The sequence below is a fragment of the Haloarcula nitratireducens genome (assembly GCF_019599505.1).
Genome location: NZ_RKLT01000010.1, coordinates 1 through 22,259, shown reverse-complemented (window position 1 = coordinate 22,259; position 22,259 = coordinate 1). Strand labels below are relative to the sequence as shown.

Sequence of the window (22,259 nt, the reverse complement as noted above, 5' to 3'; positions counted from 1 at the left end):
TCGTGACCCTGCCGAGACGGGCTCAGAGACGTACTTGCAGAGGAGGAACGTTCTTACACGAGGTGAATTCGGGGTCGCAACGACTCCGAGCTCTTGGACAGAGCTATTTTACCCCATGCGGACGATACAACAAGTATGGCTAAGGGATCGACTGCTACGGAACAGAGCAAGGAGCACCATGAACCCGCGACCCAAGACTGGCCTGCTGGCATTGGCGAGACGAGCGTGTGGCCGTTACTCACCGGGGCGGGCGTCGCGACCCTATATCTCGGAGCGATGCTCCTCGCGATTAGTCACGGTTCTGACGCCATTATTCCGTCGTGGCCCGGCGCAGTCGTGTTTCTTGGTGGCGTCGCGCTCTTCGCCTTCGGGGTGTTCGGCTGGCTGTACCACGGGTTTATCTATCACTACTGGCAGCGGGGTACTGACCGCCACGAGAGCATGACCCTTCGGGTCGCAATGCTTCTGTTTCTCGGGACGGAAATCGCCACGTTCGGGGCCGGGTTCGCCTACTACTTCTACGTGCGAGTCCGTCCGTGGCCACCCGAGTCGCTCCCCCACTTGCTCAGTTCACTGGTCCTCGTCAACACGCTTTTGCTCGTCGCGAGCAGTGTGACGATACACTTCGCCCACCACGCGCTCCGGGAGGGAGACCACCAACGATTCGAATACCTGACTGGAGCGACTGTCTTCCTGGGCATCCTCTTTCTCGGCGGGCAGGTCTACGAGTACTACGAGTTCGTTGTCGTAGAAGGGTTCACCGTGTCAAGCGGGTTGTTCGCAAGCGCCTTTTTCGGCCTAACGGGGTTGCACGGTCTGCACGTGTCTTTGGGAGTCGTCGTCTTAGCTATCGTCTTCGTCCGAGCACGGTGGCTGGACCAGTATTCCGCGGAGCGAATGACATCAGTCAGTACCGCATCGATGTACTGGCACTTCGTTGACGCCATTTGGCTCTTCCTAGTGGTGTCTCTGTACGTCGTCGGTTCGATCGCCGTCCCGTAGCGGTCATGCGTCTCTTGGCCGGTACATTATTCCCGCTGACGCCGCAAAGTGGGACTAAGACGTACCATGCCAGTATTGGGTCTCGATCGAGAAGGGCTGTTCGATAGCCTTGCCGGAGTCGTACCGATCTCGATAATCGTCCTGCTCACACTGCTCTTCGTGGTGTACAACCCGTGGGGGTGGGAGGAACCACTGTTAATCGCTATTGTATTTGGGCTTCACTTCGTGCCCATCCTGACGCTCGCGCCGGTGACGTATCTCCTCGTAAGGGTTCTCAGAGAATCTAATAACGGAAAATCGGAGACAACTGAGAAAGTAAGAGCGTGGTTTGCATTGATGGACGACTCCTAAACGGCTTCTTGCTCATCGCCCTCTCAGGAACGCTTGTTTTGTTTCCTTCGGGGTACTCTCTGGTTTTTCGATGTGAGCGACTGTTTAGTCGAGATTAGCCTTTGGTCGCTCGCGTTGCGGGGTCGTCAGTTTCCACCTCGATTGGTGAACGGATAAGGTTCCCCCACTCGGTCCACGACCCATCGTAGTTCCGAACGTCACTCCAACCGAGCAGTTCATGGAGCGTGAACCACGTAATAGAGGACCGTTCGCCAATACGACAGTACGTCACGACTTCGCTGTTCCCATCGATACCGTGTTCTTCATATAATGTTTCGAGTTCGTCACGGTCTTTGAACTTGCCGTCCTCATTGAGGTTTTCGCTCCACGTAATGTTCTCAGCGCCGGGAATGTGTCCAGCGCGCTGAGCAGTTTCCGGGCTCCCCTCCGGGGCAATTTTCTCTCCCTGATACTCTGCAGCACTCCGAACGTCTACCAGTGGAACGTCGAGTTCGAGGTCGTCTTCGACGCCCTCGCGGTAGATTCGGATATGATCAAACGGCCCGCTGGCGTTGTACTCCTGTTCGGGGAGCGTTGGTTTCTCGTCACTCACCGGATAGTCATTCTTCATCCAGTACGCTCGACCGCCATCAAGCAACTTGACGTCGTCGTGGCCGTAGTATTTGAACTGCCAGTACGTGTACGCTGCCCATTGATTCGATTCATCCCCATACAGAACGACTGTCGAATCTTCGGTAATTCCGGCATTACCCATAATTTCAGCAAAGTCATCTTTGCTGAGAATGTCACGCTGTACCGAATCTTGGAGATGTTCGCCCCAACGGAAGCCGATAGCATTTGGAATATGTTTGCGTGCATACGACTCCTCGTAATCGATATCAGCCTCGACGAGTCGGTAGCTCGGGTCGTCGTTTTCGAACTCCTCAAGGTGATTTGCGACCCAGTCAGCCGTGACGAGTGCGTCGCTCTCGTAGTCCGACGACATAATTACGTCTGGACGAAACAGTCCTATCGACAAGAATCATTTGGCCGAACGTATGTCGATCTCTCTGTCCTGTATTACCGAACACTGTTCCGGCCTTTAATGGCAGTCTGAGTGCTGTTGCCGTCACAATATTTGTTGAGCATATATCTTCAACTCTCATAGCCGATCTCGATAGAGGCAGCGTCTTTCAGTCCGGGGAACTCCAGCTCCATGATATCGAGAGATGAGCACAAATGTTTTAATTCGCCACACCAGTACACGACGATAGAGGCGATGTACAAGAAAATCACTGCCCGAGAGCTTGCAGACAAGCAGGACTCGGATGACGACAGCTACACAGTCATCGATACTCGTCCGGAGGATAGTTATGAAGCGTGGCGGGTCCCGGGAGCCAAGAACATTCCGTTTGGGCCAGCAGAGACCATAGACGAGGACAAGCGAGAAGCTGTCGATGAAATCGTACAGGGAGGAAAAATAATAACTATTTGTGGGAAAGGTGCGACTTCGTCTGCACTCGCTGCCGAGTTAGACACGAACGGGTACGACGACGTCGCAGTCGTCAAAGGCGGGATGCGTGATTGGAACTCGCTCTACGAGACCACTCGTGTCGATACCGAAAATGACGACCTACTTATCGTCCAATTCCAGCGCCGAGCGAAGGGCTGTCTTAGTTACTTAATCGGGGAACTGAGTACCGGAGAGGCCGTCGTCGTTGATCCAACCCGCCACATCGATCAATATGTGACTAGAGCTGCCGAAGAAGGTCTTGAAATCATGCGGGTTCTGGATACACACATTCATGCGGACCATATCTCTGGAGGACATACCCTTGCCGCCAAACTCAACGTGCCCTACCATCTTGGTGAACATGCTACTGAGCGAGAAATCGACTATGAGTTCGAACCTATGGCGGATGGCGACACCATCTCAGTCGGCGAGCTCAAGGTCGAGGTACTCCATGCGCCTGGCCACACCTCCGAGATGGTTACCTACCGCATCGATGACGAAGCGGTCCTCACAGGCGACGCCCTGTTCCTTGATTCAATCGGTCGTACTGAACTCGAGTTTGGCGAGGATGAAGCCGAGAAGGGCGCGAGGATGCAGTATGAGACGCTTCATGACACGTTACTTGAGCTCCCGGACGACCTGCTCGTACTGCCAGGACACGTCACAGTGAACAACGACGGCACCTATGAGAATGGGTCGCCAGGCGAGCTCATCGGTGCAGCGCTGGCGGAGGTCCACGCCAGTCTCAGCCTGATTGATCTCGATGAGGAGGGGTTTGTTAAGCGAATGATTGAGAACATCCCAGCAAAGCCGGATAACTACGAGACGATTATCAGCATCAATCAGGGAGGCGAAAGCGTCGACAGCAGTCGCGATGCCACGATGCTTGAAACGGGGGCGAACAACTGCGCTGCCTGACAGGTCTACGTTCAATACTATCCCGAGTAGTACAGTCTCTTCGCCAACAACCGGTTCAGTGAACCGTCTCGGAATGAGACTCCGAGGCACTCGCCTTGTTTCTGCTGTAAACGAAAATCTTGTCCACCCGCATTTAGCGGGCTTGCCTTGACAACCCCATCATTCATCCACCGTGCGATTCAACAGCATGATGGAGGATTACGATGACAACAGATTCCACTGAGGAACTTCTCGTTGAAGGGGTACAGGAGCTCTACTACACTGAACAGCAGTTAGTCGATGCGCTTGAGACGCTTGCAGACCAGACTGAATACGAAGCAGCCCAGCAAGCGTTCTCGGAGCATCGTGACGAAACCCAAGGTCACGTCGAGCGGTTAGAAGACGTGTTCGAGGCGATCGGCGAAGAGCCACAAACAAAAGAAGAGCGGGTTGTGGACGCCCTCATCGAAGAGCACGAACAATTCGCCCAAGAAAACGACGGCGAAATGCTCGACCGATACAACATCTCGGTCGGACAAAAGACGGAACACTACGAAATCGCCGCCTACGGAAATGTCACCTCGTTGGCCGGCAAAGCAGGCTATGATGAAGCCGCAGATCTCTTAGAGGAAACGCTCCGCGAAGAAGAGGACGCACTCGAAGAACTCTCGCAGGCTGGTGAACAGTTCGACCAATCAAAAGTCGAAAGCTAATGGCTTCGCATAGCATCGCCTGTCGGATCAGCTGAGAGTGCAGTTCGTCCATGATCCACTCGCCATTGTAGCGGCCGAGCCCCGAATTTTTCACGCCGCCGAACGGCACGTGCGGGTCATCATTGAGTGGCTGAGAAAGCTGGTCCGGTAGTGCGAGCGTTCGAGAGATTTGGGTTCAAGATTGGTGAATGGTCGAAACGACAGACTGTCCGAGTAGCAAAGCGTCACGGCTACGTCGGACTCGCGGTCGCGTTGTCTATTCCATTTTTTCCCGATACGTTCTCTATCTACGCGTTTTCTATTTTGGGTGAGGATTACCTCAAGTTCGCGGCTGCCACGTTCGCAGGGAGCGTCGGTCGATTACTCATAACGTTGTTTGTCGTTCGTGGGGCGTTCGTGGTTTGGTAGTTTCTACGACAGGTGGTATTTCTATTGGAACATCGATTGTGATTGTGGAGTCTCTCCTTGCTGACTCTGTTCTTGTAGCTGTTGAGCAATCTGACGTTTCTGCTGTTGGATCCCCTCGGCCTGATCGAGGAGTTCATCGGTATCGATATCGAACTTAACGAGAGGTTCTAATGCATCCTCAATAACGGAATGTGCTGCCTTCGGATCCGGGAGGCGTGGGTCTGTACGGACGAGAAGTAATACTGCGGGAATGTCTGCATGATAACAAGCAGTTACGAGTTTTCCAGTCACGCCACCAACTGCGCCGGATTCTTCTTTGACGTCAATGTTCGCGCTGACGAGTTCCTGCTTTAGGCTGTCAGTGGTTGCAACACCAATAACATCCCCTCGCTGTTCCTCTGATTGGGCGGGAGCACCAGCAAGAAAGATCGCTCGTTTGTACTGTTCGGTTAAGTCCTCTAACACGCATCCACTTAGGGCAGAAAACCCATCCTGGGGGATCGGAACGTCGCTTTGGAGCGTCATCACATCGGGATTGTCCCCCAAGTAGACTCGAACAGTATCTTGGATGCGTCCGTCTGTGAACGACGCAACAGGAGGGAATGCGTCAGAGCGGATTGCGCCATGCCGGTCGAGTCCCAGCTGGTCGGTGATTTGATCAACTGCGATCGAAGCGACCATTCCGGTGCCTGGAAGCCCTTCGATTAGGGTCGGCTCCGTCGGTTCGAGTTCAGTCTGCTTGTGAAAAGTGGCGTCTGTCATGTTAGCTTCTACCTCCGTTCTAAACTACGGTCACGCCACACATATGCTTAGGGTATTGTTGAAATTTCCCACTCTGTGAAAGACCCTAGAAGTGATACCGAATATACAGCGAGTATCGGTCGTTCAAACTTATCGGTGTGTACAGAAGGGGTCACACATAGTAAGCCGTATGCGAATGCATCAAGCAACACTATCATCTTTCCAGATCTTTTTTGAGTGCGATGTCCCTTGCAAAAACAGTATCTAAGATCGACCACTTGAGTGACGAACAGCGCGAGTGCATCGAGAACTGTAACGAGGCGAGCGAAGTTGCCGAATGGTGCGCCGACGAGTGTCTCGGTAACGAAGCGATGGAAGAGTGTGCCCGCCTCTGCCGTGACGTAGCCGATCTCACATCCCTGCACGCCCGTCTTATGGCCCGCGGGTCGAATTACGACACCCACCTCGCCGAGAGCTGTGTGGACGCGTGTGAGGACTGTATCGACGAGCGCCAGCAGCACGACGCCGAGCACTGCCAGATCACCGCTGATGTTCTCCAAGAGTGCGCCGATACTTGCCGTGATATGATTTAAGCAGCAAACTATTCGGCTCACCTCCCGCGGCTCACCGGCCCTCCAACTGGGCAGTTGAACTTTTGAATGCAACCCAGCAAACAAAGAGGAGCGTGCACCTATTCATAGGTATGTCGGAGCAAGCACTACTCGCACTAGCGAGTTCACCCCTCCCCTCGTGGGCGGTTCAGTGGGCGCATCAGATCGAACAGGCATTCGCGCCTGCCCGTGACATCATCAAACCAGTATTGGCGAGCTGGTGGACGCTCGGTATCTGGGCTGGGCTGAATATTACCTCCCTGGGCGTGCTCTGGTGGGACATTCGAAAACGCAACCAGAATCTCCCCTCAATGATGAAATTCGTCTGGTCGCTTGTCATCGCTTACTCTGGGCCTCTCGGTCTCGGTGTCTACTGGTTTACCGGCCGGACGCAACTGGAGAGCGACTCACTATGGAAGACCGGCTTTCGCTCGACATCCCACTGCTACTCGGGGTGTGGTATGGGCGAGGTTATCGGCATTACCGCAGCAACCATTATCCTGAGCTTTTCGACGCTCTGGGTGACCGTTGTGACGTTCAGCCTCGCGTACATCGCCGGGTGGTCGCTCACCGTCGGCCCCCTCATGCAGGAGGGCGTCGGCTTCGGCGAGGCGATGTGGGATGCATTTTACAGTGAAACGCCCAGCATCACCATCATGGAGATTGCCGCCATCGGAACTGATCTGTTGTTGGCTGGTGGCGCAAAATGGACTACCCCCCTGTTCTGGACAGCACTACTGTTCTCACTCACTATCGGCTTCATCGCCGCTTATCCCGTCAACGTTGCCCTCATCATGGTTGGAGTGAAAGAAGGAATGGGCAACCCTGCCGAGATGGATGGCAGCCCTAGTGGGAGTTCCGGCGATAGAGACACCTCAAGCGCCGACTAATCAGCAGCGGTGGCTATCTCGGCCCTGTGTCTGCTCCCCAAACACTAACTATGAGTCTCTGTAAATACTGATAAGCCTCCTGTGTGGAGGCAGGGAAAGACGGTCCCATGAGAGATAATGATCAACAACACGATTCGGAGCAGAATAACGGGGTAGAGAGCCGCTGGCATTTCTCGCGGCGAAATCTACTCAAAGGTGCCGGTGTCGCCGGCGGCGCGGCCGCAAGCGGTGTACTCGGCTATGACCTTGTCGCGATGCTGCAGAACGGCGACGGTGAGATTCCGGAGGGAGAGCCGCCAGTCGAGGAACTCCCCACTGCCGAGGAGGCGGGCGCGGAGGCATTCGAGTTCTTCAACCTCGATGAGGCGCTGATGGTCGAAGCGCTGGCAGCCCGCATCTTCCCCACCGACGAACTAGGACCGGGGGCGACCGAGGCAGGTGTCGTCTTCTTCATCGACCATCGCCTCGACGGCCCATACGGCGAAGGAGAGAAACATTATATGGAGGGGCCATTCTACCCCGAGCGGGCGATCCCTGAGCAGGGCTGGCAGTACGATCTCACGCCAAAGGAAGCGTATAACCGAGCGCTGACGGCCCTCAGCAAGTACGTCCAACAAGAGTACGACGACACATATGTCGATCTTCCGCCTGAGCGTCAGGATGATGTGATTTCGGCGCTCGAAGCCGGTGAGATCGACACGTTCGGGACACTTGCGCCGTCAGCCTTCTTCGATATGCTACGGACGAACGTTCTCGAAGGAGTGTACTCCGACCCCGTCTACGAAGGGAACCGGAACATGATCGGGTGGCGGCTGAAGGGTTTTCCTGGAACGCCCGGTGCGCTCGGAAGTTACCGCGGCAGAATCGGCGAGGCAGACTTCATCGAAATCCCCCCGACGTCCTTAGAGGGGCAGGATCTGGGCCCAGAACCGGGGGCAGGGGGCCCAGAGCCCGCAGGCGAGGGCGTTGGCGAGAACACGGCCGCCGACGGGCCGGGGCTCGGTGAAGACGCCAACGAGACGACTGACGCGAATACGACGACTACGGACACGAACACGGAGGAGAACGAATAATATGCCTACGAGACTCGATCCAGTGGAGGTGGTGACGATCGGCGCCGGCTGGGCGGGAAGCATCATCGCGAAGGAGCTCACTGAAGAGGGCATTGAAGTCGTCAGCCTCGAACGTGGTGGCGACAGGGGACCGGACTCGTACATGAAGATGCACGACGAACTCCGGTACGACCTCCACTTTGAGTTCATGCAGGACCTTTCGCGGAACACGTATACGTTTCGCCATTCCCGCGACCAGAAGGCGCTCCCCATGCGGAAGTATGGGTCCTTCCTTCCGGGGACCGGCGTCGGTGGGGCGGGCGTCCACTGGAATGGACAGACATGGCGGTACCTCCCCTACGACTTTCAGATCCGTTCGCGAACGATTGAGGCGTACGGCGAGGAGAAGATTCCCGATTGGATGCCGCTTCAGGATTGGGGAATCACGTACGAGGAACTCCGTCCCTACTATTGGGAATTCGAGGAGATGACCGGCATCTCAGGAAAGGCAGGCAATCTCCTTCCTGAGGCAGAGGGGAGACCGAACTACGAATTCGACAAACACGAGGGGAACCCATTCGAGGGGCCACGCGCCCACGAGTTCCCCACGCCACCAATGATTCAGACGCCATCGATCGAGCGATTCATGGATGCCGCCGATTCGCTCGGTCTCCACCCATTCATGGCACCGTCTGCTAACCTCTCGGAAGAGTACACCAACGACGATGGTGTCTCGCGCGATCCGTGTCAGTACTGCGGTTTCTGCGACCGCTTCGGCTGTGAGTGGGGGGCAAAGGCATCGCCGATCGTCACCTCCATTCCAGTGGCCAAAGAAACGGGGAACTACGAGATTCGGACGCATAAGGAGGTGTTAGAGATCCTCTACGATGAGGCAAACCAAGAAGTCGACGGCGTCCGGTACATCGACCGCCAGACTGGCGACATATACGACCAGCCTGCGGAGGCAGTCGCGCTTACCGCGTTTGCGCTCAACAACGTCCACCTCCTCCTCTATTCGGGAATCGGTGAGCCGTACGACCCCGAAACTGGCGAAGGGGTTGTTGGGAAGAACTACTGCTATCAGAATAACTGCGGAACCCCAACCGGCTTCTTCGACGACGAGAAGTGGAACCTCTACATGGGGGCCGGAGCGCTTTCGGGTGCATTCGACGACTTCAACGGTAACAACTTCGATCACTCTGACCTTGATTTCATCCATGGCGGGAATACTGCCATAGAGCAGGTGGGAATCCGGCCGGTCAATCACAACCCCGTGCCGCCAGGTACTGACTCCTGGGGATCGGAGTTCAAAAAACAGAGCCTGAAGTACAACTACTCCACCCTCTTCTTCAACACACAGGGCGCACAGCTCCCGTCAGTTAACAACTATCTCGACCTCGATCCAGAATACACTGATGAATATGGCCGACCGCTCCTGCGGATCACGTTCGACTGGACACCAAACGACCGCAATATGGCGGAGTTCATGGCCGAGAAAAATAACGAGGTAATGCGGGCGATGAATCCCGACAAGATGCGGCCCGCGAGCGGTGAGCTTGGCGGCTACAACATCTATGAGTACCAGTCGACTCACAACGCCGGCGGCGCAATCATGGGCGATAATCCCGACGAGTCCGTCGTCAACACCTACCTTCAGCATTGGGACGCAGAGAATCTGTTCGTCCCCGGCGCATCTGCATTCCCCCACCAAGCCGGTTACAATCCGACTGACACCGTCGGTGCACTCAGCTTCCGTGCCGCCGAGGGAATGCTAGAGTACCTCGAAGGCGGAGGGATGCTCGAATAGACTGGCCGATCCTCTCCAGACCACCCGGATTAATACGCCTCGGTGGTCAATTTACGAATGAACTCTATGAGTCAGAACGTCGTAGACTGGGACGACCACTCGAAACGCATCCGCGGCGAGGCACTGCTTGCCGCCTCTGCCTTGCTCCTATTCGCGACCTTGCTCATCAAGCCAATTCCAGCGTTCGTGTACGTATTGTTCCCACTCGGACTGGCGGTCGGAGCTTATCTCGTCGGCATATCGTGAGACAGTTGGTGCGGCCGCTGACACCGTCTCTTAACCGCTTGATTCCTCGGCTTCGTTGATTTTCTCGTGAGCGACGTACGTGACGAGAGCGAGTAAGGCGAGTGGGAACACGGTAAGGAAGTGGTGGAGAGGACTGTACACGGGATCCATTCCCCACGGCCACCAGAACCAGAAGAGGGGAAGCAAGATGAACACCGTAAGGATCACCATTGGCGCCAAGTTCGACGAGAGATTAGAGACCTCCTTTTCCAGTGATCCGGCGGAGTCGGAAGCCATCAGTCACTCCCCCCGTTCGTGCCTCGTTCCTCCCACCGGTCCCGGAACCAACTCCACTCTCGTGTGAGCAGCCCGTCGGCTTCCAGTTCCCATGGATCACCGGATTCGATTCGATCGCCATACTGCCATGAGTAGAGCATATTTGCGAGCCAGATCACTATTGCCGCTCCAATGATGTACGTGCCAGCGGTGGTGACTTGGTGAAGCAGTGCGAACTTCGGGAAATAGGTGACATACCGGCGCGGCATTCCTTGGAATCCAAGGAGTTGCATCGCGAAGAAAGTGATGTTCACCCCAACCAAACTTAGCCAGAAGTGGGCCTGTGCGAGTCGCCGGTTGTACCACCGTCCCGTCAGCAAAGGGAACCAGTAGTAGAACCCAGCGAAGAAGGTGAATACGAGCCCGCCCATGAATAGGTAATGGAAATGGCCAACGACCCAGTATGTTCCCTGTGCGAGGTAGTCGAATGGGATTGACGCGAGGAAAACGCCAGTAATCCCGCCGACGATGAAGTTGGAGACGAACCCGAGACAGAACAGCATCGGGGTGGTCAGTCGGATGTTCGCGTTGTACAGCGTTCCGATCCAGTTGAACGTTTTAACCGCGCTTGGTACCGCGATGGCGAGTGAGACAGCCATGAACCCCATCCGAAGGCGTGGATCAATCCCTGTCGTGAACATGTGGTGTGCCCAGACGCCGAACGAAAGGACGCCGATGGCCAGCGTCGAGTAGACTAGCCCCTGGAAGCCGAAGATCGGCCGCCCCGCAAAGCGGGGGAGAATGAAGCTGGTCAGCCCCATCGCGGGAAGAATCAGGATGTACACTTCGGGGTGGCCGAAGAACCAGAATAAATGTTGCCACAGTAGTGTTCCCCCGCCTTCGACGGCGTAAAACGTGGTCCCGACAACACGGTCGAGCAGGAGCATGATGATCGCGCTCCCAAGGAGCGGAAACGCAAACAAGATCAATCCGCTCATCGTAAGCAGGGTCCACGAGAGGATATCGAGATTCGCCCACGAGACGCCCTCTGAGCGCTCAGTGACAATGGTCGTAATGATATTGATAGCCCCCATTGTGCTGCTGATTCCGCTTAGATGGAGGCCGAGAAGCGTTAGGCTCACTCCAGGGTTCACCAGCTGGCGTGATAACGGCGTGTACATGGTCCATCCCGTCTTTGCGGGTCCGACTGCAACATCGAACGGGAGCAAGAAGAACCCACCCCACACGAGGATCGTCGCTGGCGGCAACAGCCAGAATGCGATTGCGTTGACTCGCGGGAACGCCATCTCATCGGCCCCAACCAACAGCGGAATAAAGTAATTCGCGAATGCAAAGCTCATTGGCGTGCCGAATAGAAGCAACATCGTGAGCCCGTGGGTCGTGAGCAACGCATTGTACAGGTCCATGCTGATCATCGTCGCGTCAGGAGTAATTAGCTCTGTCCGCATCAGCACGACCGCTACTCCGGCCCACGCGAACGTAACAGCCGAGTAGACCCCGTATAGCTTGCCGATGTCCCGATGGTTGACAGTCGTCAGCCATCGTGTGAAGCCGGTTGGATGTTCGCGTATCGTTTCCTCGACTTGCCCGCCGTCGGCCACCATCGCGGTTTCCGAACGATTGCGCTCGTCGCCCTGTCGGCGATAGTAGGCCCCTAGCGCGAGAGATAGCGCCACACACAACCCGAGCGTTCCGAATATGAGTGACTGGTTCACTGGTCTCTGTTCACCTCTGGCGGTGAGTATATCATACCGAACGTGCATAAAACCACATGTCGCTGTAGAGAGATGCTTTGGTCTCCCGCTGGTGAGGAGTACTAACATCGGGTCCCAATGTTATCTGTCAACATTCGCGCCCGAACTTACTTACATGCCCCCGTTGATATCGAAAGCGAAGAATGAGACGAGAAGCACTGCCCATTGCCGTGCTCGTCTCGGGGATTGCACTTGTCGCGCTCACCGACCCCGCGGCGGCCGCGCCAGGACACGATTCGAACATGGAGGCGCTCATCCAGTCGCTCACAAATAGGCTCGTTTTCGTCGCGCTGACAGTCGGACTTCTGGTTGAGGGCGCACTCGTATACGGAACCATTAAGTATCGAAATAGCGGCGAAGCGAGTCCGAATACTGAGAACCCACGATTCCACCTCTCGTATGTAGTGGCCGTTACAGTCATTCTTCTGTTCGTTGGCCTCGCTTCTTTCCAGACGTTCGGCGCCATGGGAACCGTTTCGACAGGGGCAGCGGATACACCAGATGAGGCAGTCACAGTCCACGTAATCGGCCAACAGTGGCTCTGGAAGTTCCAGTACCCGGAAGAAAAGGTCGTGACCGTAGACAAGATGGCTGTCCCGGTAGACACACCGGTCCGGTTGATATTCACCTCCGAAGACGTGGTCCATTCATTCCATGCTCCCGAGATCGGTCTGAAACAGGATGCTTTCCCCAGCCAGCGGAATGAACTCCTGTTCACACCGACTGATCAGGGTACATACGATGTGTACTGCGCACAGTTCTGCGGACGCGAACACTCTGAGATGCTCGCCACGCTTCATGTCCTCAACGCTACTGAATACGAGACGTGGATCAACGAGCACTCTGTTGGAGAAGAGCCCGCAACAACGGATATCGGTACCCCGACAGAGAACAACTCGACTGCCCGTAACGCATCAACCGCGACGACCGCAGCTGAGCGGCAGTATTCGACATCTACCCCTATTCCCGCTCACGGCTGACAGCCCTATTAGCAATCCGCCGAGCGCGTTCCCGGAGCGTGACGAAACTTTTTGTCATTCGGCACACGACATCGAGTATGGGTACCGTTGACGACGGTGCGAACGATCAGGAGTATCACCTGCCTGTCGGCGAGGACTGGCCGCGCGGATTCTCCGAGTCAAGTTGGTGGCCACTTGTAACCGGAGTGGGCGTAGCTGGATTGTATACCGCGACCGCGTGCTACGTGATGAGCCTGGGTGAGGGTGCGTTCGTTCCCGATATCATCGCTCCGGTACTGACCGTCATCAGCGTTTTCACCTTCCTCGCTGGACTCTACGGCTGGCTCTATGATGGGTTCGTCTCTACCTTTTGGACAGTTACGCCTGCTGAGAGTGATAGCCGCGCACTTCGATTCGCGATGCTGCTGTTTCTGGGGACTGATATTGCGACGTTTGGCGCCGGCTTCCTCTACTACTTCTTTATTCGTGTCGGCACGTGGCCTCCCGACCCACTGCCGGCGATGATATCGCCGGTAGTCGTCGGAAATACGCTCGCTTTGCTCGCGTCAAGCATTACTTTCCATATCGCCCACCGTGGGCTCATTGATGGCAACCGCCAACGCTTCCTCCGGTTCCTCGGGATGACGCTTCTGCTCGGAATCGTGTTCGTTGTTGGACAGCTCTACGAATACTACCAGTTCGTCACCCGTGAGGGGTTCACCGCCACCAGTGGACTCTTCGCGAGCGCTTTCTATGGATTGACTGGTCTTCACGGCCTCCACGTCGCGCTCGGGGTAATCCTGCTCGGCATAGTCTTTGCGCGCGCACTGTTGGGGCAGTACTCTGACCGGCGGAATACGTCGGTGATGACGGCGGGGATGTACTGGCATTTCGTTGATGCGATGTGGGTTCTGATCGTCGTTACAGTCTACGTCAGCGCAACCACACTCCCAACTAGCTGAGGCCACAAACGATCACTGTTCTGAATCTCAATTCAACTCGCTCAGAACACGGCAGTAACCGCTATGAACAGTACGAGAAGTGCCGCGAATCCGAGGATCATAGCCACGAGGTATTTGAATGCACCTTCTGTCGTGGTCAACGGTGGCAACTCCATGAAGGACCTATCGCGTGCCTCCTTCACAAACGTAACGGTACCCCAGTTGTATTTGACCCGCTCTTCAAGAGCCACCGTTAAAGAGACACTGCGTCACAATTTCACTCTTAGCGGATGCCTGCTATGCTGTATCTGTAGCCACGGAACTGGGATACACCTAATAGAACACACAGCGATAAAGAGCGCAGTGCCATCGAGAAGCGCGGCTACCTAAGCCATGACGAAAAGACACCGTCGGAGCTGTAACCCACCACGAAGAGTCTCGTCTCAAGGTGCGGCGTCCACCGCGACGAGCTATGGTCAGAGGAGCGACTCACCGGCACCTGATGGCGGTTGTGGGTGGCAGGTTTGTGATGCTCATTGCTCTATTCTGAGGCGATCAGTCCGTCTCCTATACACTGCATCGGCTATGTGGGATAGCAGAGCCTGGTCGTGAGTCATACTGTTGTGACTGCTAGTAGCCATCCCTACACCCCACAGAAGGTGATGTGTTCGGTATCTGTGCCTTTAGTCCACCTTTCGGCATGAGAATCATTGATAGATGGACGCTTGCCAACCAAAGCGTATTTAGTTACACGCGAAAAGTCAGGCGGATGAGTTTCTGGTATCTCTGTTAGAGATCAGCCGCGCCAATGGGAATAGCGGCTGAATTAATTTGGATTTCGTGGGGTGCAAGCGGGCTAAGCCAACGATGGTGCGTTCAATCACTTGTTGCTGACTCTCAGAAAGCAACTTTCGTTACGTCTAGCTGTTCTTGACGATACTCCCTGTACTCAACGAGAGATAACACATGTACGTTCATTATTCTAAGAGGTCTGCATATTAAGCGTCTGAATAGGCGGGAATCACAAGTCACTCTCCTCTCTGGCTCTAAAAGGTATACCGTTCCTTGGGAACACTCTACCGCTTAGTTTTCTACGTTAAGACGTAAACCAGCGAGGTCAGAGAACTACTGAATAGATAATACTGATAGTAAATTACACACATGCTAGTGCAAGCAGATAGGCGGCTCGGTTCACTTGAGACAGCGTATGATTGAAGTAGACATGTTGATATATTGAGGAAAAATATCCTTGAGCTCAGCGATCAAATATGATCGGAACCGGGCCATCATGCCATCAGTATGCTCCGGCAGACAAATCACCGCGCTCAACCGCTTGACTCATACGACGGTGATACGGCTGGAAGTTTGGGTATGCGGCCGAATACTACTTACTGGGAATGGCTATCGGTGATATTCGATTTAAGCAGGTTGAGAATAGCGATGCGGCGGTGGCCGCTACTTCAAAGATAATTTGCCAATGTCCGCGCCGCACGGCGCCTACTGATTGCTTATCCGCTGGTGGGCTATTAGGCCGTGAAGAGCCGCAACACCTGTCGATTCTATATTTAGCATTGCCAATTAGAAGTTAAAACAGGGATTTATCGAACACTCAAGTAGCGATCCGTGAACTGTGATAGCTATACAGGGCACGTATCGGCCGTACGGCACTCCAGCTCTCAGGAAGTACCGATACCTACTCAGGGCTCGTATAGGTCGAGAGTTCGTCAGTTCTGTCTGGGTGTTCGTTCTCAACGTGCCTGTGGACGCGGTGTGTGGCTTGCTCGGGCGCCGTCTTCACGTCTCCGTCCGGGACATCCGGCTCAAAGTCACAGAATGGACATTCGGATAGTGTATCTTGGGACATACTGCTATATTGTTCCTGGAGCTATTAATATGACATGGCCGATTGACGGGTCGTGTTTAGTTAAGCGTGAAAAGTGAGGCAGACGGATTTTTTGGTGCCTATGCCAGATATCAATCGTCTCAGCGGGAATAGAGACTGGCTTGATTTGGATTTTGTGAAGCGTGAACGGACACCCGAGCTGGCGATGAAGATTGGTATTCAGTCCCACGTTGCGGGGCTGTCACTCTCGAATACCGCCGAATTACTCGACTCGATGGGTGTCCAACGGTCGAAGAAAGCGAGCCACGATTGGGTGCAGAAAGCCAATCTACAGCCAGAATCCAGACAGTCTTCGGATCAGGTCATGCTCGACTAAACCGTGATTCGCATCAACGACGAGCAGTTCTGGCTGTACACCGTCCTCAGAAGGGCACAGCCATTCTGATAGGCTGCGCAAGAGCTGTGCTTTTGCGAACGCTGCTGACCTGCAGACGAACCAACTGCTTCACATCCGCTTGTTTTCAGCGGCCACGACCGCTTTCACCGAAATCTTTCGGCACGAACGTCAGTAAAATCACGATATCGAAGCTACCGCGTTCCTCATCGATAACGCTCAACACCTCCAAACAGCACTTCAATGATCTGGTCTCCGGTTTCACATACGTCGCCATGGAGATCGAAATGCTGTCGACGAATTTTCGAGAGCTAAAGCGACGAACGTCGTGGTTTTCGAACTACTTTAGCCACGTCAAAGCGAAACAGCTAAAATTGGTTGTAGATCTTCGCTCGCTAGTACAATAGTCCAAACTAAACACTACCGTCCGTTTTTCCCATGCTTTTTTGCCTCGACACCGTATTGATGAATCTATACTGAATGCAAGCATCCGAAATACTCCTCCGTCTTGTCGCGGGTGCCGCGTTGATTCTTGGCAACGGGTTTTTCGTCACTATCGAGTTCGCGCTGACTCGCGCCCGACAGTATCCCAAAGGGGAGTTCATGGAGCCCGGTCTCGAACGCGCATGGGAGATGACCGAGGAACTTGAAATCTATCTCACCGGATGTCAGGTCGGCATCACCGCCTGTAGTATCGGACTTGGTATCGTCGCCGAACCCGCGCTTGCAGCGCTGTTCGAGCCCTTGTTCGGTGGAACAGTTCTCGCATCAATTGGCGCAGGTGTGATCTTGGCGTACATCATCGTGAGCCTGGTACACAAGATCTACGGCGAACAGGCCCCCACTTATCTCGGCGTCGAGCGCTCGAAACAGGTCTGCCGCTACGGCGCGACACCGCTGTATTGGTTCACGTGGGTCATTCGACCGATTCTCCGGGTCGGTGACTGGGTGGCGAAATGGACGCTTTCGCTGTTCGGCGTCGAGATGACTGGCGCGTGGCTCGAATCAGACGACGATGGCATCGAAGGCCGTACGGACCTCCATCGACAACTCGGGTCAATGCTCGACGACAGCGAGGTCCCCGAAGAGCGTCGTCAGGAAGTGATGAACGCGTTGGTGGTCGAGGAAATCCCCATCCGTGACATCATGGTGCCGCGCGAGGAGATCGCCGCACTCTCAACCAACAATACTCCCGAAGAAAACCTCGCGGTCATCGAGGACCATCCATATCTCCGCTTTCCACTGGTTGGCGAAGACATCGACGATTTCCGAGGAGTCGTTTATCTCGCGGCGATCACAAACCAGTTCGAGGCGTTCAAAAACGGCGACGTCGACATCGAAAACCTGGCTGAGTCGCCGATGACGCTGCCAGCCGACGAGGAAATCAGCGACGCCATCGACCGCTTCCAGACGGAAAACCAGAAACTCGCGCTCGTCACTGAGGAGGGACAGGTCGTCGGCCTGCTCACCTCGACAGACGCCTTCGAGGAAGTGATGGGCGAACTCGAAGATCCCATTGACGTCTACCAACGCGAACAACGTGGGGACGACGCATCGGGCCTAGACTCCCAAAGCGACCCGACTTGAGACGCCTCGTGAGAACGGTATTCATCGTAGCGCGAAAAATCGGTTCGCAGACGAACTGTTTTTGTGTATTGCCGTTTGTATAACTTACTATGCCGATGACTGCGCTCGGGATCTCGATCAGGCTTATTGCCGGTCTATTACTCATTCTCGCTAACGGGTTTTTCGTGGCTATTGAATTCGCGTTGACCCGCGCCCGACAGTATTCCAAATCGGAATTCATGGAACCGGGTCTCGAACGCGCGTGGGAGATGACTCAGAATTTAGAAATTTACTTGACTAGTTGTCAGATCGGGATTACGTTCTCGAGCATCGCGGTCGGTATCGTCGCCGAACCCGCGCTCGTAGCGCTGTTCGAGCCGCTGTTCGGCGGAACTGTTCTCGCATCGGTCGGCGCAGGGGCTATCCTGGCGTTTCTCATCGTCAACCTCCTCCATCTCACCCACGGCGAACAGACGCCTACCTATCTCGGCGTCGAGCGCTCGAAACAGGTCTGTCAGTACTGTGCGACGCCGCTGTACTGGTGGACGCGAGCCATCTGGCCGGTCATCCAGTTTGGAGATGGGGCGGCGAAATGGACGCTTTCGTTGTTCGGCGTCGAGATGACCGGCGCGTGGCTCGAAACCGAAGCCGATGTCATGCAAGGGCGTGCAGGCCTCTACAAGCGCTTCGGCTCGGCCCTCGAAGCGGGAGACGTTTCCGAAGAACGCCAGCAAGAGGTGATGAACACGCTGGCCGTTGGCGATATCCCGGTCGAGGGAATCATGGTTCCGCGCGAGGAGATCGTTGCGCTCTCGACCGAGAACACTCCCGAGGAGAACCTCGCGCTCGTCGAGGAACACTCCCATTCTCGCTACCCAGTAGTCGGCGAAGATATAGATGACTTCCGCGGCATCGTCTATCTCCCAACGATCACGAACCATTTTGAGGAGCTCATGAGCGGCGACATCGACATCGCAGACATCGCCGCGTCGCCGATGACGCTCTCGGCCAATGAAGAAATCAGCGACGCCATCGACCGCTTCCAGACGGAAAATCAGGAACTCGCCCTCATCACCGAGGGCGGCGAGACCGTTGGTCTCCTAACCTCGACAGACGCCTTTGAGGAGGTCATGGGCGACCTCGAAGATCCGATAGACAACCGAACCGGACACGCGTACCGTGGAGCGGATCCGACCGGGACCTAAGACGCCCTGAAGTCTTATTCGGGCGGTCGTAGTGGTTTCTGTATGGATACGCAGTCGTCGCTACGCGACCAGCTATCGGAATCCGAGTCCGACCAGGCAGACGAAATATTGACAGGCGATAATGACGCCACAGAATCTATGGCCGAATCCGGCCGCCGCCGAAATACCTTCTCCTCGGTTTCTACCACAAACCGGTTGGACATGCAACATCCCGATGATTCTCGACGCTACATCCCATCTGAGGGCAATGATAGGAGTGAGCGCTGCCCGTAGAATGTCTATTTTCCTGATACTACTGACATGTACAAATCCGACACGGACTCAAATCGGAAATATCACAATATTCTCTTTTGAATTCCTACGAATGCGCTCTTTTAATAGAACTCATCTCAACCGCCAAACTAAACTGTCGTCCGCTACAAGTCAAAGTATGAGCGAAGACAATACGTCGGAAGCATCCACAGCTATCGAGACCGGACTGATGGTGTACGACCCGGAGGGGAACGAGCTTGGTGTCATCACAGATATGACGAGCAGAGGCTTCGAGGTCTCGATGCAAGCGGAAATCGAAAATGTCGACGAAGACGGGTATGCGACACTCGCCTCGTCGGATGACGAGCGTGATCAAGCAGCAACGACTAACGAGGAGAGCCTGCACAAATCCGAACAGGAGAACAACCCCGGCAGCGAGTTCGGGGAGGGGTACATCATGTGGCGCTGTGAGAACTGCGGCGAGATGGACGAACTCGACGACGGGTTGCCGACCGAGTGCCCGGCCTGTGGATCGGACGCCGTCCACAAGCAACGGGAGGACTGATCGGATGAGCCCCGAGCCGACGCTCCGTCCTGTGGAGCCCGAGGATGCTCCACGGATTGAGGAACTCGTCGAGAGTTCGATGACGGCGTCGTACGCGCTCAGTCCACAGGACATCGAAATGATCTCCGAATCCGTGTTCGATGCCGACCTCATTCGCGAGCGAATCAACGCCTCCGAAACGATCATCGTGCTCGCCGAACTTGATGATGTCGTGGCCGGTATCGTTGAAGCTTCTCTCGATGACGACAAGGCTGAAATCCGATGGCTCCACGTTGACCCCGAGCGACGAGGTGCTGGCGTCGGAACCGCACTATTCGAGCGCATTCAGTCAGCACTCGCAGACGAAGGTATCGAGGAGCCTCGTGCAGTTACACTGGCGGCGAATACGTCCGCTGGCTCATTTTTCGAGCGCTTCGGTTTTGAGCAGCTCGACGAACGAACGACTGACATCGGTGGTCGAGAAACCGTCGAGTACGTGTTTGTCGAACAAATGGACGGGGAGACAAATCAAAATACATCTAGCGCAGATGCGTCGGGCGCTGACCAACCATCCGAAATTCCCGAGACGGCACCAGCGACAGATGGCACTGAGCTCCATCTGGGCGGCGACCCATTCCAGGGAACGGAGGGGTGGTTCGTGGAAACATTTTCCGACGCTGACCGCTCGGAGCAGTATGGCTACTACTGCCTGAACTGCAGGTCGGCGGACGTCACCATGGACAACATGGAGCGAGTTCGCTGCGGTGATTGCGGGAATACCCGCAAGCCGAATGATGATTATGACGGCGCATATCTATAATCCATAACCCGATGCTATGAAACCTGAAAAGAGAACAGATAGCACTATACGATGTGTTCATCATAGCCGATACGAGTTGTTTTGTTTTTCATACAGACGATAGGCGTCTATTAGAACGATAATTTAAGTTTTTAGATATTAATTGCTATTTCGAGTGAATAATCTACACTATTCGAGTTAGGTATACGCTCGTTCATAGTGATTTATTTTTAGAGATGGCAGTTTGTCAGCTCCTCTCGAAGGCACACTCCAACTTTTCGCGCATGAACTCCCGTCGGAGTTCTCGCCGGCGGTCTTCTTCGAGATAGCTGTCCATACAACGTTCGCACTTGCACTCCCCTGTTCGTCGGCGATATCCTGCACATGGTCCAATAGATCCTGAGTCGTTCGGGAATATGCATCATACCAGAATCGTCGACCCATATGTGGCTTCCGCTGGATACCGTTAATCTTCTTAGGTACGCCAGCGCGTTCGGCAAGGTTGTGGAACCAGCTAGCTACCGTTGTTCCGTAGACGTGGCCAGTCGACGTCCCCGAGACCTGTCGTCACATCTTTTACAGATAAGCAAGGCGAGTGCCTCGGGGCTTGTCCCCGAGGTACTTCACACAACGGGAAGGCTGTTGAGGCGAAAAACCTCAAAGAGAACGGAGGCCGAACCACTAACCAACAAGACAGCTAATTATCCCGCAAGTGTTGGTTAGCCCATGGACAGCTCCGGTCGAGCTGAGCAGGCACTGGCAACCCTGATCGACAACAAATTCGATGACGATTATCTGCAAGCAGTCTATGAGGACGCGTTCACCGTGGTCAAAGCACTGATCATTATTGATTTGAGTCTATTTGGAGAACTGAGAAGCGAGAGTAGAAGAGAGACACACACCGGGTTTCCGGTGAAATTCAAGGAAAGTAGAACAAATCGATCAAAGAGACACACACCACGTTTCCGGTGAAACGAGAACGGTATTGATGGAAAGCATTTGCTGGAACAGTATCCCGAGATTTGGGAGACATATTTCTGGGGGTTGGTTCTGGAAGGTCGAATACTACGTAAGGACAACGAGAGCGGTGTCGAAGACCACTAAGCCGAGTGTTGGGCTTCAACCCTAACCCTAGTGGGTCGGAGAACTCGCCCTCGAAAGTTTAGAAAGATCTGTTTTAGAGGAATGGCTTCCAACAAGATACCAATCCCGCACACACACCACGTTTCCGGTGAAACAAGACCAGATAATAGAGGACAGTCTCCAAATGAGATTAGTGAAATCAGGGGAATACGCCACAAAAGCGGAGAATAGTGGAGAAGTGGAGTGGGAGGCGATCAGCCAAAACGCAATAGTGCTGAGAAGCTGAGTTCTCTTTCCAGACTATGTGGTCGTGTTTAGTTAAGCATGAAAAGTGAGGCGGACGGATTTCTTGGTGTCCATGCCAGAAATCAGCCGCCTCAGCGGGAATAGAGACTGGATTGATTTGGATTTTGTGGAGCGCGAGCGGACACCC

General features: G+C 54.7%; 21 protein-coding genes and 2 pseudogenes. 18 read left to right on the top strand and 5 right to left on the bottom strand.

The window, feature by feature from the left end; genetic code table 11:
- Positions 1 to 135 precede the first annotated feature (135 nt).
- Positions 136 to 1,002: a cytochrome c oxidase subunit 3 gene (locus EGH23_RS17840; protein ID WP_220581333.1), complete on the top strand. Its 867-nt coding sequence runs from the start codon at positions 136 to 138 to the stop codon at positions 1,000 to 1,002.
- A 66-nt stretch (positions 1,003 to 1,068) separates the two neighbouring features.
- Positions 1,069 to 1,353, top strand: a complete 285-nt coding sequence (locus EGH23_RS17835) for a DUF6684 family protein (protein WP_220581332.1) — start codon at positions 1,069 to 1,071, stop codon at positions 1,351 to 1,353.
- Positions 1,354 to 1,447: 94 nt separating this feature from the next.
- On the opposite strand, the gene EGH23_RS17830 is transcribed toward EGH23_RS17835, so the two are convergent.
- Positions 1,448 to 2,338 carry a sulfurtransferase gene (locus EGH23_RS17830; RefSeq protein ID WP_220581331.1) on the bottom strand — a complete coding sequence of 297 codons (891 nt, stop codon included), beginning with the start codon at positions 2,336 to 2,338 and terminating at the stop codon, positions 1,448 to 1,450.
- Between the two features lie 273 nt (positions 2,339 to 2,611).
- Between EGH23_RS17830 and EGH23_RS17825 the strand changes: the two genes are divergently transcribed.
- Entirely contained in the window at positions 2,612 to 3,763 is a 1,152-nt protein-coding gene (locus tag EGH23_RS17825) for an MBL fold metallo-hydrolase (protein ID WP_220581330.1), read from the top strand.
- Between the two features lie 203 nt (positions 3,764 to 3,966).
- Positions 3,967 to 4,455 carry a YciE/YciF ferroxidase family protein gene (locus EGH23_RS17820; RefSeq protein WP_220581329.1) on the top strand — a complete coding sequence of 163 codons (489 nt, stop codon included), beginning with the start codon at positions 3,967 to 3,969 and terminating at the stop codon, positions 4,453 to 4,455.
- Positions 4,456 to 4,884: 429 nt separating this feature from the next.
- Here EGH23_RS17820 and EGH23_RS17815 read toward each other — a convergent pair whose 3' ends face one another.
- The gene (locus EGH23_RS17815; RefSeq protein ID WP_220581328.1) at positions 4,885 to 5,625 is read right to left on the bottom strand and encodes a proteasome assembly chaperone family protein; all 741 of its coding nucleotides are present in this window, start codon (positions 5,623 to 5,625) and stop codon (positions 4,885 to 4,887) included.
- Between the two features lie 221 nt (positions 5,626 to 5,846).
- Here EGH23_RS17815 and EGH23_RS27245 point away from each other — a divergent pair, with 221 nt between their 5' ends.
- The 5 genes from EGH23_RS27245 (at position 5,847) to EGH23_RS17790 (ending at position 10,210) form a co-directional block, all read left to right on the top strand.
- Positions 5,847 to 6,197 (top strand): four-helix bundle copper-binding protein, encoded by a 351-nt coding sequence (locus EGH23_RS27245; protein ID WP_236044924.1) that lies wholly within the window; start codon positions 5,847 to 5,849, stop codon positions 6,195 to 6,197.
- Positions 6,198 to 6,289: 92 nt separating this feature from the next.
- On the top strand, positions 6,290 to 7,105 hold the full coding sequence (locus tag EGH23_RS17805; protein WP_328766376.1) for a DUF4396 domain-containing protein: 816 nt from the start codon (positions 6,290 to 6,292) through the stop codon (positions 7,103 to 7,105).
- A gap of 107 nt (positions 7,106 to 7,212) precedes the next feature.
- Positions 7,213 to 8,178, top strand: coding sequence for a gluconate 2-dehydrogenase subunit 3 family protein (locus EGH23_RS17800; RefSeq protein ID WP_220581326.1), 966 nt, complete (start codon positions 7,213 to 7,215; stop codon positions 8,176 to 8,178).
- Between the two features lies 1 nt (position 8,179).
- The gene (locus EGH23_RS17795) at positions 8,180 to 9,964 is read left to right on the top strand and encodes a GMC family oxidoreductase (RefSeq protein WP_220581325.1); all 1,785 of its coding nucleotides are present in this window, start codon (positions 8,180 to 8,182) and stop codon (positions 9,962 to 9,964) included.
- 66 nt (positions 9,965 to 10,030) lie between these two features.
- Positions 10,031 to 10,210 carry a hypothetical protein gene (locus tag EGH23_RS17790; RefSeq protein ID WP_220581324.1) on the top strand — a complete coding sequence of 60 codons (180 nt, stop codon included), beginning with the start codon at positions 10,031 to 10,033 and terminating at the stop codon, positions 10,208 to 10,210.
- A 30-nt stretch (positions 10,211 to 10,240) separates the two neighbouring features.
- Here the strand turns inward: EGH23_RS17790 and EGH23_RS17785 are convergent, their stop codons facing one another.
- On the bottom strand, positions 10,241 to 10,486 hold the full coding sequence (locus EGH23_RS17785) for a DUF6684 family protein (protein ID WP_220581323.1): 246 nt from the start codon (positions 10,484 to 10,486) through the stop codon (positions 10,241 to 10,243).
- Positions 10,486 to 12,201 carry a cbb3-type cytochrome c oxidase subunit I gene (locus tag EGH23_RS17780; protein ID WP_425433244.1) on the bottom strand — a complete coding sequence of 572 codons (1,716 nt, stop codon included), beginning with the start codon at positions 12,199 to 12,201 and terminating at the stop codon, positions 10,486 to 10,488. Before EGH23_RS17780 ends, EGH23_RS17785 begins: the two co-directional genes overlap by 1 nt.
- A gap of 182 nt (positions 12,202 to 12,383) precedes the next feature.
- Between EGH23_RS17780 and coxB the strand changes: the two genes are divergently transcribed.
- The gene (gene coxB, locus EGH23_RS17775; RefSeq protein WP_220581322.1) at positions 12,384 to 13,220 is read left to right on the top strand and encodes a cytochrome c oxidase subunit II; all 837 of its coding nucleotides are present in this window, start codon (positions 12,384 to 12,386) and stop codon (positions 13,218 to 13,220) included.
- Positions 13,221 to 13,297: 77 nt separating this feature from the next.
- Positions 13,298 to 14,161: a cytochrome c oxidase subunit 3 gene (locus EGH23_RS17770; protein WP_220581321.1), complete on the top strand. Its 864-nt coding sequence runs from the start codon at positions 13,298 to 13,300 to the stop codon at positions 14,159 to 14,161.
- A 41-nt stretch (positions 14,162 to 14,202) separates the two neighbouring features.
- On the opposite strand, the gene EGH23_RS17765 is transcribed toward EGH23_RS17770, so the two are convergent.
- The gene (locus tag EGH23_RS17765; RefSeq protein ID WP_220581320.1) at positions 14,203 to 14,391 is read right to left on the bottom strand and encodes a hypothetical protein; all 189 of its coding nucleotides are present in this window, start codon (positions 14,389 to 14,391) and stop codon (positions 14,203 to 14,205) included.
- 1,713 nt (positions 14,392 to 16,104) lie between these two features.
- On the opposite strand from EGH23_RS17765, the pseudogene EGH23_RS17760 reads away from it, so the two are divergent.
- The 7 genes and pseudogenes from EGH23_RS17760 to EGH23_RS17730 all read left to right on the top strand — a co-directional run.
- A pseudogene (locus tag EGH23_RS17760) lies at positions 16,105 to 16,784 on the top strand (transposase domain-containing protein).
- Positions 16,785 to 16,857: 73 nt separating this feature from the next.
- Positions 16,858 to 17,964, top strand: coding sequence for a CNNM domain-containing protein (locus tag EGH23_RS17755; protein WP_220581319.1), 1,107 nt, complete (start codon positions 16,858 to 16,860; stop codon positions 17,962 to 17,964).
- A gap of 95 nt (positions 17,965 to 18,059) precedes the next feature.
- Entirely contained in the window at positions 18,060 to 19,148 is a 1,089-nt protein-coding gene (locus EGH23_RS17750) for a CNNM domain-containing protein (RefSeq protein ID WP_220581409.1), read from the top strand.
- 430 nt (positions 19,149 to 19,578) lie between these two features.
- Entirely contained in the window at positions 19,579 to 19,965 is a 387-nt protein-coding gene (locus tag EGH23_RS17745; RefSeq protein ID WP_220581318.1) for a TFIIB-type zinc ribbon-containing protein, read from the top strand.
- 4 nt (positions 19,966 to 19,969) lie between these two features.
- The gene (locus EGH23_RS17740; RefSeq protein ID WP_220581317.1) at positions 19,970 to 20,764 is read left to right on the top strand and encodes a GNAT family N-acetyltransferase; all 795 of its coding nucleotides are present in this window, start codon (positions 19,970 to 19,972) and stop codon (positions 20,762 to 20,764) included.
- Between the two features lie 705 nt (positions 20,765 to 21,469).
- Positions 21,470 to 21,715: a hypothetical protein gene (locus EGH23_RS17735; protein WP_220581316.1), complete on the top strand. Its 246-nt coding sequence runs from the start codon at positions 21,470 to 21,472 to the stop codon at positions 21,713 to 21,715.
- Positions 21,716 to 22,184: 469 nt separating this feature from the next.
- Positions 22,185 to 22,259, top strand: a pseudogene (locus EGH23_RS17730) (IS6 family transposase); the annotation flags it as partial.

Coding starts and splice junctions, on each gene's coding strand:
- EGH23_RS17750 (WP_220581409.1), top strand. CDS start 18,060: ATGACTGCGCTCGGGATCTCGATCAGGCTTATTGCCGGTCTATTACTC.
- EGH23_RS17785 (WP_220581323.1), bottom strand. CDS start 10,486: ATGGCTTCCGACTCCGCCGGATCACTGGAAAAGGAGGTCTCTAATCTC.
- EGH23_RS17745 (WP_220581318.1), top strand. CDS start 19,579: ATGAGCGAAGACAATACGTCGGAAGCATCCACAGCTATCGAGACCGGA.
- EGH23_RS17795 (WP_220581325.1), top strand. CDS start 8,180: ATGCCTACGAGACTCGATCCAGTGGAGGTGGTGACGATCGGCGCCGGC.
- EGH23_RS17800 (WP_220581326.1), top strand. CDS start 7,213: ATGAGAGATAATGATCAACAACACGATTCGGAGCAGAATAACGGGGTA.
- EGH23_RS17830 (WP_220581331.1), bottom strand. CDS start 2,338: ATGTCGTCGGACTACGAGAGCGACGCACTCGTCACGGCTGACTGGGTC.
- EGH23_RS17755 (WP_220581319.1), top strand. CDS start 16,858: ATGCAAGCATCCGAAATACTCCTCCGTCTTGTCGCGGGTGCCGCGTTG.
- EGH23_RS17790 (WP_220581324.1), top strand. CDS start 10,031: ATGAGTCAGAACGTCGTAGACTGGGACGACCACTCGAAACGCATCCGC.
- EGH23_RS17825 (WP_220581330.1), top strand. CDS start 2,612: ATGTACAAGAAAATCACTGCCCGAGAGCTTGCAGACAAGCAGGACTCG.
- EGH23_RS17820 (WP_220581329.1), top strand. CDS start 3,967: ATGACAACAGATTCCACTGAGGAACTTCTCGTTGAAGGGGTACAGGAG.
- coxB (WP_220581322.1), top strand. CDS start 12,384: ATGAGACGAGAAGCACTGCCCATTGCCGTGCTCGTCTCGGGGATTGCA.
- EGH23_RS17770 (WP_220581321.1), top strand. CDS start 13,298: ATGGGTACCGTTGACGACGGTGCGAACGATCAGGAGTATCACCTGCCT.
- EGH23_RS17815 (WP_220581328.1), bottom strand. CDS start 5,625: ATGACAGACGCCACTTTTCACAAGCAGACTGAACTCGAACCGACGGAG.
- EGH23_RS17735 (WP_220581316.1), top strand. CDS start 21,470: ATGGACAGCTCCGGTCGAGCTGAGCAGGCACTGGCAACCCTGATCGAC.
- EGH23_RS27245 (WP_236044924.1), top strand. CDS start 5,847: ATGTCCCTTGCAAAAACAGTATCTAAGATCGACCACTTGAGTGACGAA.
- EGH23_RS17740 (WP_220581317.1), top strand. CDS start 19,970: ATGAGCCCCGAGCCGACGCTCCGTCCTGTGGAGCCCGAGGATGCTCCA.
- EGH23_RS17840 (WP_220581333.1), top strand. CDS start 136: ATGGCTAAGGGATCGACTGCTACGGAACAGAGCAAGGAGCACCATGAA.
- EGH23_RS17835 (WP_220581332.1), top strand. CDS start 1,069: ATGCCAGTATTGGGTCTCGATCGAGAAGGGCTGTTCGATAGCCTTGCC.